The organism is uncultured Sphingorhabdus sp. (genome assembly GCF_937872355.1).
In the GTDB taxonomy this organism is placed as follows: domain Bacteria; phylum Pseudomonadota; class Alphaproteobacteria; order Sphingomonadales; family Sphingomonadaceae; genus Sphingorhabdus_B.
On record NZ_CALMSV010000221.1, the window covers coordinates 1 to 14,286 of the forward strand.

Annotated in this window: 9 protein-coding genes and 1 pseudogene; 5 read left to right on the top strand and 5 right to left on the bottom strand. The window is 57.0% G+C overall.

Annotated elements, in window-relative coordinates; all coding sequences use genetic code 11:
* Nucleotides 1–339 precede the first annotated feature (339 nt).
* The 4 genes and pseudogenes from Q0239_RS14465 (at nt 340) to Q0239_RS14480 (ending at nt 4,705) form a co-directional block, all read left to right on the top strand.
* Nucleotides 340–951: a DUF3885 domain-containing protein gene (locus Q0239_RS14465; RefSeq protein ID WP_298604086.1), complete on the top strand. Its 612-nt coding sequence runs from the start codon at nt 340–342 to the stop codon at nt 949–951.
* Nucleotides 952–1,028: 77 nt separating this feature from the next.
* Nucleotides 1,029–1,496 carry a hypothetical protein gene (locus Q0239_RS14470; protein ID WP_298604088.1) on the top strand — a complete coding sequence of 156 codons (468 nt, stop codon included), beginning with the start codon at nt 1,029–1,031 and terminating at the stop codon, nt 1,494–1,496.
* A gap of 155 nt (nt 1,497–1,651) precedes the next feature.
* Complete coding sequence (locus tag Q0239_RS14475) at nt 1,652–2,875, top strand: NADP-dependent isocitrate dehydrogenase (protein ID WP_298604090.1); 1,224 nt, start codon at nt 1,652–1,654, stop codon at nt 2,873–2,875.
* A 40-nt stretch (nt 2,876–2,915) separates the two neighbouring features.
* Nucleotides 2,916–4,705, top strand: a pseudogene (locus tag Q0239_RS14480) (cation:proton antiporter).
* Here the strand turns inward: Q0239_RS14480 and alaS are convergent.
* The 3 genes from alaS to Q0239_RS14495 form a co-directional block, all read right to left on the bottom strand.
* Nucleotides 4,683–7,328, bottom strand: a complete 2,646-nt coding sequence (gene alaS, locus Q0239_RS14485) for an alanine--tRNA ligase (protein WP_298604092.1) — start codon at nt 7,326–7,328, stop codon at nt 4,683–4,685. The pseudogene Q0239_RS14480 and the gene alaS sit on opposite strands and share 23 nt — an antisense overlap.
* Nucleotides 7,329–7,393: 65 nt before the next feature.
* Entirely contained in the window at nt 7,394–8,020 is a 627-nt protein-coding gene (locus tag Q0239_RS14490) for a glutathione S-transferase (RefSeq protein WP_298604094.1), read from the bottom strand.
* 14 nt (nt 8,021–8,034) lie between these two features.
* Nucleotides 8,035–8,856: a class I SAM-dependent methyltransferase gene (locus Q0239_RS14495; protein WP_298604096.1), complete on the bottom strand. Its 822-nt coding sequence runs from the start codon at nt 8,854–8,856 to the stop codon at nt 8,035–8,037.
* Nucleotides 8,857–9,086: 230 nt separating this feature from the next.
* On the opposite strand from Q0239_RS14495, the gene Q0239_RS14500 reads away from it, so the two are divergent.
* Entirely contained in the window at nt 9,087–11,105 is a 2,019-nt protein-coding gene (locus tag Q0239_RS14500) for an elongation factor G (RefSeq protein ID WP_298604102.1), read from the top strand.
* Between the two features lie 116 nt (nt 11,106–11,221).
* On the opposite strand, the gene recA is transcribed toward Q0239_RS14500, so the two are convergent.
* Both recA and Q0239_RS14510 read right to left on the bottom strand, forming a co-directional pair.
* Complete coding sequence (recA, locus tag Q0239_RS14505) at nt 11,222–12,319, bottom strand: recombinase RecA (RefSeq protein ID WP_298604098.1); 1,098 nt, start codon at nt 12,317–12,319, stop codon at nt 11,222–11,224.
* Between the two features lie 139 nt (nt 12,320–12,458).
* The gene (locus Q0239_RS14510; RefSeq protein ID WP_298604100.1) at nt 12,459–14,141 is read right to left on the bottom strand and encodes a response regulator; all 1,683 of its coding nucleotides are present in this window, start codon (nt 14,139–14,141) and stop codon (nt 12,459–12,461) included.
* Between the last annotated feature and the right edge of the window lie 145 nt (nt 14,142–14,286).

The following is a 14,286-nucleotide window of genomic DNA, read 5'->3' on the forward strand; positions in this document are numbered from 1 at the left end:
TCATTGTGCGCGCCTTCTAGGGCGAGTGGCGCGATGTTACAACTGTTAGGTTAGGTTGGGGGTTTGTGTGGATTTTAGAGCGCTGAAATGTCGGGTGAAACTGGGGCGTGGGTTCAGCAGGTTCGTTTCCGACAAGTCTGCAAATGACCTCGAGGCCATCCCATCAATCCGGACCTCCTCTGAAAAATCAACGTCGCCCCGCGCTTGAAACGGGGCTGGGCTATTCGCAAAGCGTCGAGCAAAAAAGCCAAGCCCGTGTCAAGCACCGGGCGATGACCTTGAGAAAGAATCAATGTCGACAACATTGCGGTCATTCTCGTATGCGGATAGGCTCAGATTATGACCTTGAATCTCGGACCTGACTGGCAAAACGATCTTTGGACCTCACTTTATAGCCTGCGATTTGAGCTCAGCTCGGGAAAGAACTTCGTCACGAAATTGACAACAAGCTACGACCGTGCACGTTGCTTGGCCCGCAAGGCTTTGCCGACCGAGAAAATTCTAGCAGTCATTGCGACCTACCCCGATCCGAGCATAGAAATGGGCGCTGAATGGCACGGCTGGGTCACGGGGACTGGATTTGATCACCTCACAAAGATGGGTGTCCCCACAGATTCAGCTCTTTTTGAGTGGAAGGGTTATTGGTGGCCTGACGAGGTAGACGATCCTGAGGCCGAGCCGTGGGATCAACGTGCGGTCAGCATCACTTGGGATCAAGCTGATATTCTCATCTGGAATCAGGTTGCACATGATTTGGGTGTTGCACCCACAGCGCCTGTAATGTCGAAGCTTGTGGATGTCGAGCGCAGCGTGTGTGTTAACATCTATGACGATCGAGGAATGGACGTGATTTCGCTCACCGAGACGCCAACAGCAGAGCTATACTCAGAATTTCACGACTGGCTGCTTGATTATGACCGAGCCAGAATGGCAGCGGTTTTTGACAGCTAACGAAATGTCCGCTTCCCCCAACAAAGCGGCCCTCAAAACCCTTGAAATGTAGGTTTTCCTCTGATGTACCCTCACAGATGGAAAACGAACCCGCTCACCCCCTAAATGGCGAAGACAGCGCACCGCCCTTCTCGCCTGTCCCCCTGCAACGCCACCGCCATGATGGCTGGACGCCTGAACGGCAAAAGGCGTTTATTCAGGTCCTCACGGTCACCGGCCAAGTTGCAACCGCTTGCCGCGCCGTCGGCATGTCGCGCAAGTCGGCTTATAAACTGCTCGAACGGCCCGATGCCGCCAGCTTTGCGCAAGCATGGCAGGCGGCGCTGACCGAGGGGCGGCAGCGGATGCTCGACCAGTTGATGGCGCGCGCGATCAACGGTGTTACCACCATCATAGTGAAGGCGGGCGGTGCGGTGGAGATCGGGCATGGTCCAGATGGCCGGTTGATGGCGGGTTTCCTGAAATCTCCCCCACCCGGCGAGGACCGCTTTCAAAATGCGCAACGGCTTTCAGGGGATAACAGCGCCAAAGGTGACTTAAGGTAACAGATGGGGGGTAGGGTTCATGTGGAACTTTGTTACCTTAAGCTGTCATTTGATCTCGCTTTCGCAAGCTTGCACCCCCGCTTGCTCATCGCCAGAATCTTGCTATGGCGCAGGCGCAAACAATTCAAAAATCCCCTAAGGAAAGCAGCTTCGTCATGGCAAAAATCAAGGTGAAAAACCCCGTCGTCGAACTCGATGGCGATGAAATGACCCGGATCATCTGGGAATGGATCCGCGAACGCCTGATACTGCCCTATCTCGATATCGATCTGAAATATTATGATCTGGGCGTCGAAGCACGCGATGCGACCGACGACAAGATCACCGTCGATGCGGCAAACGCAATCCGCCAATATGGCGTCGGCGTCAAATGCGCGACCATCACGCCCGACGAAGCCCGTGTCGAGGAATTCAACCTCAAGAAAATGTGGAAGTCGCCCAACGGCACGATCCGCAACATCCTAGGCGGTGTTGTTTTCCGTGAACCGATCGTGATCGAAAATGTCCCCCGGCTCATCCCTGGCTGGACCGACCCGATTGTCGTTGGCCGCCATGCCTTTGGTGACCAGTATCGCGCGACCGATACACTGATTCCGGGCCCGGGCACACTGCGCCTCGTCTTCGACGGCGATGATGGCGAGAAAATCGACCTCGAAGTCTTCAAATTCCCGAGCAGCGGCGTCGCGATGGCGATGTATAATCTCGACGATTCGATCCGCGACTTCGCGCGCGCTTCGCTCAACTACGGCCTCAACCTCGGCTGGCCGGTATATCTGTCGACGAAGAACACCATCCTCAAGGCCTATGACGGCCGTTTCAAGGACCTGTTTCAGGAAGTGTTCGATACCGAAGGTTTCAAGGAAAAATTCGCCGCGGCGGGCATTGTTTACGAACACCGCCTGATCGACGACATGGTCGCCTCTGCCCTGAAGTGGAGCGGCAAGTTCGTATGGGCGTGCAAGAACTATGACGGCGATGTCCAGTCTGACCAGGTCGCACAAGGCTTTGGCTCGCTCGGCTTGATGACCTCTATCCTGATGACACCCGATGGCAAGACCGTTGAGGCAGAAGCGGCACACGGCACCGTAACTCGCCACTATCGCCAGCATCAGGCGGGCAAAGCGACCTCGACCAACCCGATTGCCTCGATTTTCGCCTGGACCGGCGGCCTCAAATTCCGGGGCAAATTCGATGACACCCCCGATGTGACGCGATTTGCCGAAACGCTCGAACAGGTCTGCATCGAAACTGTTGAAAGCGGTGCGATGACCAAGGACCTCGCAATCCTGATAGGTCCCGACCAAGCGTGGATGACCACGGAGCAGTTCTTCGAAGCGGTTCGTGCCAATCTCGAAACAAAAATGGGTAGCTGGCAGTAATTTGCTGACATCGGCGGCTTGCTCCCCTTAAGAAGGGAGCATGGCCGCCGAACTCCACACCGAAGGATTGAATAACGCGCTCATTATCTTGGGCGCTGCGGGGATTGTTATCCCTGCTTTTGCACGGTTGCGGATCACGCCGATTATCGGCTTCCTTCTCGTCGGTGTTCTGGTCGGCCCCATGGGATTGGGTGCCTTTGCCAATCAATATCCCTGGCTTCGCTGGGTGACCATTTCCGATACAGAAGAAATCGCCCGCATCGGTGAGTTTGGTATCATCCTGCTGCTATTCGGAATTGGGTTGGAGCTTTCGTTCCGAAGACTTTGGCGGATGCGCAAGCAGGTGTTCGGGCTGGGTGCCGCCGAACTGTTTGGGGGCGCTATTTTGATTGGCGGCGCGTTGTTTGCCGTTGGCTACAACGCCACCGAAGCAATCGGCCTCGGCCTTGCACTCTCGCTGTCTTCTACCGCACTGGTTCTGCCAATTGCAGGCACAACTTCATCTGTAGGCCGTTCGGCTTTCGCCATGCTGTTGTTCGAAGATCTAGCGATTGTACCGATCATCTTTGTCCTCGGCGTGCTGGGCCCGCAGGCTGCGAGCGGCGGTGGCTGGGATGCGTTATTTGAAGTGGCGTGGCAGGGGCTGGCTGTCATCGTCGTGATTTTGCTTGCCGGACGTTTTTGTCTCCCCCCTTCTTCGGGCAAGCCGCGCGTACCAAAAGTCCCGAGCTGTTTATCGCCGCCACTCTGCTGGTCGTCATCCTGTCAAGCTTGGCAACCGCAACGGTCGGTCTTTCCCCCATTGTAGGCGCGTTGATAGCTGGCTTGCTGATCGCAGAAACCGATTATCGCGGCGAAGTTGAAACGGTGGTCGAACCGTTCAAAGGCCTAGCGCTGGGTGTGTTCCTGATCAGTATCGGAATGCAGATCGATATCGGTTTCATCCTCTCGAACTGGGACAGGCTGGTGGCAGCGGTGGTCGCGGCAGTTGTCATCAACGCCTTCGTCGTCGGCAGCTTACTGAAATTTGCCGGCGTTCGGCCCGGCGTGGCTACCGAGACCGGCCTTTTAATGGCTAGCCCCTCTGAAACGACTTTGATCGTGCTCGGAGCTGCGAGCGCAGCACAAATCATCGATCCCGAAACCGCCAAATTCTGGCAAGTTGTAACGGTAATAGGCTTGCTCATCACCCCCATATTGGCGCGCATCGGTCATGATATGGCGCGTCGCATCCAGGTTCGATCGAGCGGATTGGCGCTTGAAGAAGAGATTCGTTCCGACATCCTGCCTCGGACGGTTATTATCGGTTTCGGCCGTGTGGGGCAGTTGGTTGCGGAAATGCTGCAAGCGCATGACCAGCCCTATATCGCGGTTGAGCATAATGTGGACGCAGTCGTGGCTGCGCGGCGTGATGGCTATAATGTCATTTTCGGCGATGTCGGAAAGCCGCAGACATTACACCGTCTACATCTGGACACGGCAAAGGCGCTGGTTTTGACGATGAATGATCCTGTCCTGGCGGCAAAGACGGTGAAGCGTATTCGCGCGCAATTTGCCGACCTTACCATCGTCGCCCGCGCCCGCGATGCCGACCATGCCGCAGAACTCTATCTGACCGGGGTTAGCGATGCGGTACCCGAAACGCTCGAAAGCTCGCTTCAATTATCCGAAGCCGTGCTTGTTGATTTGGGGATAGCGATGGGGCCAGTAATCGCTTCCATCCATGAAAAGCGCGACGAATTCCGCCGTGCCATCAAAGAAGCCGGGGAGCTCGACGAAGCCCCCCGTCTAAAACTGCGAACCAGGCTCAGCCAGCCAGCGCAGCCTTGATTGCGTCGAGACCGGCCTGCGCTTGATCGCTGCCGGCCGGTCCACCGCCTTGCGCCATTTCCGGACGACCACCACCGCCCTGCCCGCCCATTGCGGTAGTTGCAGCACGCACAAGGTCGGGGGCGGCAAATTTACCGGTCAGCTCGGGCGAAACGGCAACCACCACGGTATTGGCATTCTCGTTAGCAGCGATAATCGCCACCACGCCGCTACCGAGTGCCTTCATCTGCTCGTCAGCCAGCCCGCGCAAGGCCTTGGGTTCGATTCCGGCAATGACCTGCCCCATGAAGTTGGTATCGCCGATTTTCTCGGCTTCCGTCTTGGGACCACCCCCGCCTGAAAGCGCCAGCTTGGTTTTGGCGTCCGATAGTTCCTTTTCGAGCGTGCGACGTTCTGCGAGCAGGGTTTCGACGCGCGTTGCCACTTCATCAGGAGCTGTTTTGAGCAGAGACGCGATGTCCTTTAACTGGCTTTCGCGCCGCGCCAGATGCTGGCGGGCGGCCTCACCGGTCAATGCCTCGATACGACGGATACCGCTTGCGACAGCTCCTTCGGAAACAATCGTCATCAGAGCGATATCGCCGAGCGCATTGACATGGGTACCGCCGCAAAGCTCCACCGAATAGTTGGCACCTTCCACGTCGCCCATGCTGAGCACGCGGACTTCGTCGCCATATTTCTCGCCAAACAGCGCCAGTGCGCCTGCCTCGACGGCCTGATCGGGTGCCATCAAGCGGGTGGTCACTGCCGTGTTACGGCGGATTTGTGCATTCACTTCCGCTTCGATGTCAGCAATTTCTTCAGGCGTTACAGCCTGATTGTGCGAGAAGTCGAAGCGGAGCCGATCCGGTGCCACCATGCTGCCCTTTTGCGTTACATGGCTTCCCAAGCGATTTCGCAGCGCCGCATGCAGCAAGTGTGTGGCACTGTGGTTCGAACGCAGCGTATCACGGCGCACGGTATCGATCTTGAGCTGGACAACATCGCCCACCTTCACCTCGCCGGCGTCAACCACCAGTTGGTGCGCATGCAAGCGGCCGAGCGGCTTGGAGGTGTCATTTACCGTGGCAGCCAAGCCCGACAGGCTGGTGATGCTGCCCGCATCGCCCATCTGCCCACCGCTTTCGCCATAAAAAGGTGTCTGGTTGGTAATCAAAGTAACGCTATCGCCTGCCTTGGCTGACTGTACTTCGGCACCGTCCTTGACGAGTGCAACAACCTGCCCCTCGCCCTCGGTCGCGGTATAGCCGGTGAATTCTGTTGAGCCGACTCGTTCAGCGATATCGAACCAGACTTCATCAGAAGCCTTGGCACCCGAACCTTTCCAAGCAGCACGGGCCATGGCCTTTTGGTTATCCATGGCAGAGTCGAAACCAGCGCGGTCGATACCGAAACCCTGCGCGCGGAGCGCATCCTCGGTCAGATCGTAAGGGAAGCCATATGTGTCGTAGAGTTTGAACGCGGTTTCACCGGCAAGTACATCGCCAGCCTTCATTCCGCCGGTAGCTTCATCGAGGAGCTTCAGCCCCTTGTCGAGCGTACGGCGGAACTGGGTTTCCTCTTGGCGGAGCGTCGCTTCGATCAGCGGCTGGGCGCGCAGCAGTTCCGGATAGGCCGCGCCCATCTCAGCGGCAAGACTGCCGACCAAGCGGTGCATCAAAGGCTCTTTGGCTCCAAGTAAATGCGCGTGGCGCATTGCGCGGCGCATGATGCGACGCAGAACATAGCCGCGCCCTTCGTTGGAGGGCATCACGCCATCGGCCAGCAGGAAGCTGGTTGAACGTAGGTGATCGGCAATCACGCGGTGGCTCGCCTTGCTGTCACCTTCTGCCTTGGATCCGGTCAACTCTTCAGAGGCGGCAATCAGCGCCTTGAAGGTATCGGTATCATAATTGTCATGCACGCCCTGCAGCACCGCGGCAATGCGTTCCAGCCCCATGCCGGTGTCGATCGATGGTTTGGGCAAAGGCACATCGGTGCCATCATCCTGCCGTTCGAACTGCATGAAGACGAGGTTCCAGATTTCGACGAAGCGGTCGCCATCCTCGTCCGGGCTACCCGGGGGCCCACCGAAAATATGCTCGCCATGATCGTAAAAGATCTCGCTGCACGGGCCGCAGGGCCCGGTATCGCCCATCGACCAGAAATTATCGCTGGTCGGGATACGGATGATACGGTGCTCGGGCAGCCCGGCAATCTTTTTCCACAGATCAAAGGCTTCATCATCGGTGTGATAGACCGTTGCCGTCAGCTTGTCCGGGTTCAAACCCCAGACTTTGGTCAGCAAAGTCCAGGCATGGGTGATCGCCTGTTCTTTGAAATAATCGCCGAAGGAAAAATTCCCCAGCATTTCAAAGAAAGTGTGGTGCCGCGCGGTATAGCCGACATTGTCGAGATCATTGTGCTTCCCGCCTGCGCGCACGCATTTCTGGCTCGATGCAGCGCGAGGGGTGTCCCGGGTTTCAAGCCCCGTGAACACATTCTTGAACGGCACCATACCGGCATTGACGAACATCAATGTCGGGTCATTATAGGGCACTAGCGGGGCAGACTGCACCACATCATGTCCGGCATTACCGAAATAGTCGAGGAAGCCGCGGCGGATATCGTTTGTCGAAGTCATAGCCAGCGCGACTTAGGCGACGGCAAAGCGTGCTGCAAGCCGGATATATCGCTTAGTGTCAGCGATTATGCATAAGCATAGGGCCCGCCCTTTTCGAGCGCGGTCTTCCAAGTCGGCAAAGCATGGATTTTCTCGACATAAGCAGTAAGCTTTGGCTTGTCCCCTGCCCAACCCATTTTGACCGCCGCTTCAGCTGGGAAGCTGACCATGATGTCCGCACCGGTCATGCTGTCACCAACCAGCCAACCTGATGGCAGCAAGCGGTCTTCGATGTAGCGAAAATGGCTTTCGAGCTGCTGGTCGATGCGCGGGCGCAATGGAGCGGCGGCGTCACCGAGCCGGGCCGTATAGAGATTGAGCAGCATAGGCGTCATCGCCGAACCTTCGGCAAAATGGATCCATTCGAGATAACGGATATGGTCGTCGGTTCCGCGCGCAGGAACCAAATGCCCGCCGCCATGACGCTCGCACAGATACTCAACGATGGCCGCCGATTCATAAACAATCTGGCCGTTATCGTCGATCACCGGCGACTTGCCCAGCGGATGAACTTCGAGCAATTCGGGCGGCGCCAGATTAGTAACCGCATCGCGTTGATGATGGACGATTTCGTAATCAACCCCGAGTTCCTCCAACAGCCACAAAATGCGTTGCGAGCGGCTGTTGTTCAGATGGTGGACTTTCAGGGTCATATCTCTCTCCTCGTTCAATTCTTATGTGCAGTGACGATCCATGCGGCTGCCGGAAAGCGAACTGCGCCGCCGTGCAGATGTGCCTCGGCAAGTTCGCCTAGGCGACCGAGAAAGGCGGTACGGGCTTCGCCCTCAAGCATACGGATGGCGCGCGCGGCGGGGCCAATATGGCCGAAGAAATCGAGCGCATCTGCAACAGGATCTTCGCCGCTGCCCGCGACATAATCGAAATCGACGGGTTCAAAGGCGACATCCGTCCATCCAGCTGCGGAAAGGATGCGCTTCACACGCTCCGGATCAGCAAAGGCGAAAGGTCCGGGCGCATGTGGATCGCCGGATGGAGCCGACGGAACAAGCGCGGCGATTTTGGTCGCCCAGGCATTTTCAGATGGCGCTCGAAAACAGGAGAAGACCATTTGCGCATTGTCCGCCGCACTTGTCGCCAGGTTGGCGAAGGCGGCAACCGGATCGTCGAAAAACATCACACCATGGCGGGAGACATAAAGGTCTGGAATGAAGGACGGGTCCTGCCAAACAGAAGCATCCGCAACAGCAAATTTGAGATTGGGGCTTCCGGAAGCCCGTTCCGATGCCGCCGACACCAGATCTGCTGAAATATCCAGTCCGAGAACATTCGCATCCCGTCGAGCATCGGCGATCTTAATCGACAGCTCTCCTGCCCCACAGCCGATATCTGCGATCCGGCGTACATCCCCGAATTCCAATATGCGCGCAACCAAGCGCTCGGTCAGCGGTGTAAACGACCGGTCGGTGCGCTGCCATTGCCGCGCCCAACTGGTGCCAACCTGCCCTTGCCATTCCATCTTGTCTGTCATGCTGATTACCCTAGTCGGGACAGCAATCGGTGCAACCCATTTTGCACTTGCGACTCAGCTGCGATAGGCGCAGCATTTGTTGGTCAGGGACTGGCAAATACGCCTCGGCCATATCCCCCGATCCTGTCCTGACCTATTTGCCAGCCCCTGATGTTTTTGTTGCGCGTTGGCGCACATCCAACGCTGAAGGCTGCGCCAGCACGCTCCGCTTGAACAAGAGGAGACGAATGATGGTAAGCACCACCAAAGGAGTCCGAGCTGTGGCCCTGGTTGGACCTGCCGGGGCCGGCAAAACCAGTTTGGCAGAAGCAATGCTGTTCGCATCGGGCACAATATCCCGGCTTGGGTCGGTAGAGGCCGGAACCACCGTGGGTGATTCAAGCCCGGAGGCACGCGCGCGGCGCGGATCAACCGAAATCAATCTGACCCGCTTTGAATATCTGGGTGACAAATTCGCGATTATCGACACGCCGGGAGCGGTAGGTTTTGCTGCCGATGGCTATGCCGCGCTGGGCAGCGCCGATATGGCAATCGTCGTCGTTGACCCGGAGCCTGAGCGCGCCGCCTTGGCCGAGCCTATATTGCGCCGCCTTGACGCCTTGGGCATTCCGCATGCGGTTTTTGTCAACAAGATCGATGCAGCACGCGGGCGCATCCATGACCTGCTTGAAGCGATGCAACCAATGAGTGGCGCCCCGCTGGTGGCGCGGCAAATCCCGATTCGCGAAGGCGAGAATATCACCGGCTTTGTAGATATCGCGCTCGAGCGTGCGCACCGCTACGTGCCGGGCAAGGAGAGCGTGCGGATCGACATTCCGGCAGACCTTGCAGAACGCGAGGCGAGCGAGCGGTATCATATGCTCGAAACGCTTGCCGATCATGACGATGAGTTGCTCGAAACGCTGCTGATGGACGAACAGCCCAGCCTTGATCGGGTGCTCAAGGATTTGACGGACGAGGCGCAGGCCGGATGGGTTGTCCCGGTGATGTTCGGTTCAGCGCTGAATGGATTTGGCGTCCACCGTTTGCTCAAAATGTTGCGTCACGAAGCACCTGCTGTGGAACTGGCTGCACGGCGACTGGGTACCAATGGCAAAGGTGTCCATGTGTTCAAGGTGGCTAATGGTGGCGCGGTTGGTAGGTTGGCGCTGGCGAGGGTACTGGGCAATGGCCTGAGCGAAGGCGCTGACTTGACCGAAGATATCCGGGCTGGCGCACTATTTGCCCTGCAGGGAGACAAGACCAACAAACTGGCCGCCGCCGATGCTGGCGACATTGTCGCAATTGCAAAAGCCGATGCGGCGCAAGCAGGCATGATTTTTGGCAGTTCCAGCGATAGCGGTTCCGAATATTTGATAGACCTGCCGCCGCGCAATGCCACTATCGCTTTGCGCGCAAAGAACCGGCAAGACGATGTGAAGCTCTCGACTGCGCTGCACAAATTGGTCGAAGAAGACTCGGCGCTCGAATGGACGCAGGATGATTCCAGCCATGAAACATTACTGCGCGGGATCAATGACGAACATCTCAACGTAACGCTGCAGCGGCTCAAACGGCGCTACGGCGTCGATGTCGAGACGCATGCTCCCAAAATTGCTTATCGCGAGTCGATCCGGAAAGGCGTTACCCAACGCGGCCGGCATAAAAAGCAATCCGGCGGGCACGGTCAATATGGCGATGTCGTGATTGAAGTTCACCCATTACCCCGGGGTTCTGGGTTTGTGTTTGAAGAGAAAATATCAGGCGGTGTAGTGCCGAAACAGTGGATACCTGCTGTCGAAGCCGGTGTTCGCGATGCTATGGAAAAGGGCCCGCTCGGTTTTCCGGTGGTCGATGTGGCTGTGACGCTGGTCGATGGTAGTTATCACTCGGTTGACAGTTCCGAACTGGCTTTCCGCTTGGCGGGCAAGCTGGCGATGTGCGAGGCGCTGGAACAGTGCCAGCCCTATTTGCTTGAGCCGGTCGTGAATGTTGCCATCACTTCGCCGCCGGGAACGGGGTCGAAAATGGGCTCGGTCGTGTCGTCGCGGCGCGGACAGATTTTGAACCTTGGCGCGCACCCCGATTGGCAACGCTGGGATATGGTCGAAGCGCATCTACCAGTGGCCAGCCTCAACGGACTTGATGCCGAATTGCGTTCGTTGAGTCAGGGGCTCGCAACATTTACCACGGAATTTGACCATCTGTCCGAACTGACCGGTAAGCTGGCCGACGATGTGGTAAAACAGGCAACTCTTGAACCGGCTTGAAACGTCACAAATAAATTGGCCCGCCCCGGGGTGGTCCAGGGCGGGCCGGTTGCGCACCGATCAGGCGTGGTGCGCTATCGGCTCCTTGGGAGAGAGCCTTGGGGGTTAGTTGACGCTCATTCGTCGATTGCGCCGCTATCTTCATCGTCGGCGCTGGGGCCAACCATCATTTCTTCGGCCACCTCGTCGGTCTTGTTACGGATCGATGCTTCCAGCTTCGCCGCCATTTCCGGATTTTCCTTCAGCCAGATCTTGGCGTTCTCACGGCCCTGCCCGATGCGGATCGAGTCATAGCTAAACCAGCTACCCGACTTTTCGACAAGCCCTGCCTTCACACCAATGTCGAGCAATTCGCCAGTCTTGGAAATGCCTTCGCCATACATGATGTCGAACTCAACCTGCTTGAACGGTGGGGCCACCTTGTTCTTGACGACTTTCACCCGGGTGGTGTTGCCGACAATATCCTCCCGATCCTTGATTTGGCCAGTGCGGCGGATGTCGAGGCGGACCGAGGCGTAGAATTTGAGCGCATTGCCGCCGGTTGTGGTTTCGGGCGAACCATACATCACGCCGATCTTCATGCGGATCTGGTTGATGAAAATCACCATGCAGTTCGAACGGCTGATCGAACCGGTAATCTTGCGCAGCGCCTGGCTCATCAAGCGGGCCTGCAGGCCGACATGACTGTCGCCCATTTCACCTTCGATTTCAGCGCGCGGTACCAATGCCGCCACCGAGTCAATCACAAGAATGTCGACCGCATTCGAGCGCACCAGCGTATCGGCAATTTCGAGTGCCTGTTCACCGGTGTCAGGCTGCGAAACGATAAGATTGTCTACATCGACACCGAGCTTCTTGGCATAAGCTGGATCCAGCGCGTGCTCCGCATCGATAAAGGCTGCTGTACCGCCCGCCTTTTGCGCCTCAGCAATGGCATGCAGCGTCAGCGTCGTCTTGCCCGAGCTTTCCGGACCGTAAATTTCGACGACGCGCCCTTTGGGTAGACCACCAATACCAAGCGCAATATCAAGGCCGAGCGAACCGGTAGAAATTGCCTCAATCTGGATCGCCTCACGGCTGCCCAACTTCATTGCCGATCCCTTGCCGAAAGCACGATCAATCTGGGCCAGCGCGGCTTCGAGCGCGCGTTCACGTTCTGCGTTATTCATGTTCTTTGCCTGATCCCCATTAATGACTTTAAGACTTGCTGCCATTGTTCCACTCCTTGGATAGCGTGTCCGATTCCGATATTCTCACCACCAGAACATTACCGGAACCGACGATTATGTATCGCCTTTGTTCTCATAGAACAAGAGTGGAACAATAAATTAAATTCATTTATATTCAATGCTTTCACTTTTTGAGAGCATTTTTCACTGCTTCAGCAATCTGCTGCACCGAAAATGGCTTGGGCAGGAAATGCACATTGTCGAGATTGATCGACTGCCGTAATTGCTCCTCGGCATAACCCGACATGAACAATATGCGCACATCCCCATAATCGGCGCGCAATTTCCGTGCCATGGCCGGCCCATCCATATTGGGCATCACAACGTCGGAAACGATGAGGTCATAGCGCTTGCCGTCAGCGAAATGCTGCAACCCTTCTTCGCCATCGCGAGCCGTCTCGACAACATAGCCCTGCCGCGTCAGTGCACGTTCGGCAACTGCACGCACCATATCCTCATCCTCGACAAGCAGGATTGTGGCGTTGCCCCACATCTCTTCGGGTTCGGGAGCCACTGCCTCTTCCTTCACAGATGGAAGTACCGATACGCTGCCCGAATAAGTCGGGAGGTAAATGTCAAAGCGAGTACCCTTGCCAATTTCGGAGTCAGCAAAGATGAAACCACCCGACTGTTTCACGATGCCGTAAACGGTAGACAGGCCGAGACCCGTCCCCTTCCCCACTTCCTTGGTGGTAAAAAAGGGTTCGAAAATCTTACCCAGATTTTCCTTCGCGATCCCGGTCCCACTGTCCGAAACCGACAACAGCGCATATTCCCCAATCGGCAGTATCTCGCTGCGCATCGCACGCACATCTGAAGGTGAAACCGGCTTTGTTTCGATGCGGAGCGTGCCACCTTTGGGCATCGCGTCGCGCGCGTTGACGCCCAAATTGATGATCACCTGCTCCAACTGACCCGGATCGGCGCGCACCGCACCAATCCCGCGCATATGGTTCACTTCCAGCTGGACGCTTTCGCCCAGAAGGCGTTTGAGGAGGTGTGAAACCTCCGCCACTACATCTGGTAATTGGAGGATCTGCGGTCGCAGCGTCTGTTGACGTGAGAAAGCGAGCAATTGCCGTGTCAAGCTGGCAGCACGGTTCGAGTTGTTCTTGATTTGCTGGATGTCGTCATAATCACTGTCGCCTGGAGGATGGCGCAACAGCATCAGATCGCAATAGCCGATGATCGCGGTCAGGATATTGTTGAAATCATGCGCAACGCCGCCTGCGAGTTGGCCAACTGCCTGCATCTTGGTGGCCTGTGCCACCTGTCGCTTGAGCTTGGTTTCTTCGCTATTGTCCTTCAGGCCAAGCAATACAGCGGCGCTGCCAAAGCCTCGCAAACCCGCTATAGAAAGTGCAATCGCTTCGTCAGGCTGGTCTTTCAGTCGGACGGCAATATCTCCCGACATTGACTGCCCACCGGCATAACGCCGCACTGTATCCGAAACCGCGGCTTTATCTTCAGGAACAACAAGATCGCCCGGATAAGGCGGCAGCTTTTCATGCTGTACTCCTGCCACACGCATGAAAGCATCATTGGCAAAGAGGAAGCGCCCATCCCGATCTACAAGCGCCAGCCCGAGCGGCAGATTCGAAAGCAATTGTTCTACATGCACCTGGCCCGCACTGTCGGCTGCACCACGTCCGTCATCGTCTATAGCGAGCAATATGGCAGCCCCTTCCGCCCCATCATTCGCCAACGGAACGTGCAGCAGCCGTGACAGCTCCCACCCCAGCGTGGTCTTCCCCGACCCCGGCGCCCCGGTGATCACCACCAAGAACGGCCGGGCTGACGCAGTCACGTCGCGGAGTTTCGCAGATTCGCTGATCAGTCGGGTGCCGCCCAACGTGCGAGATCCACGCGCCCGCGGACGCATGGGTTGTTGTCTCTTCTGTGCACCCCCGCTGATGACGCTCGTCGAGCGAACGCGACTTCACGATGGCCAG

Bases quoted from the DNA above. Each gene is read 5' to 3' on its own strand.
- Q0239_RS14465 (WP_298604086.1), top strand. From the start codon at position 340: ATGACCTTGAATCTCGGACCTGACTGGCAAAACGATCTTTGGACCTCA.
- Q0239_RS14470 (WP_298604088.1), top strand. From the start codon at position 1,029: ATGGAAAACGAACCCGCTCACCCCCTAAATGGCGAAGACAGCGCACCG.
- Q0239_RS14475 (WP_298604090.1), top strand. From the start codon at position 1,652: ATGGCAAAAATCAAGGTGAAAAACCCCGTCGTCGAACTCGATGGCGAT.
- alaS (WP_298604092.1), bottom strand. From the start codon at position 7,328: ATGACTTCGACAAACGATATCCGCCGCGGCTTCCTCGACTATTTCGGT.
- Q0239_RS14490 (WP_298604094.1), bottom strand. From the start codon at position 8,020: ATGACCCTGAAAGTCCACCATCTGAACAACAGCCGCTCGCAACGCATT.
- Q0239_RS14495 (WP_298604096.1), bottom strand. From the start codon at position 8,856: ATGACAGACAAGATGGAATGGCAAGGGCAGGTTGGCACCAGTTGGGCG.
- Q0239_RS14500 (WP_298604102.1), top strand. From the start codon at position 9,087: ATGGTAAGCACCACCAAAGGAGTCCGAGCTGTGGCCCTGGTTGGACCT.
- recA (WP_298604098.1), bottom strand. From the start codon at position 12,319: ATGGCAGCAAGTCTTAAAGTCATTAATGGGGATCAGGCAAAGAACATG.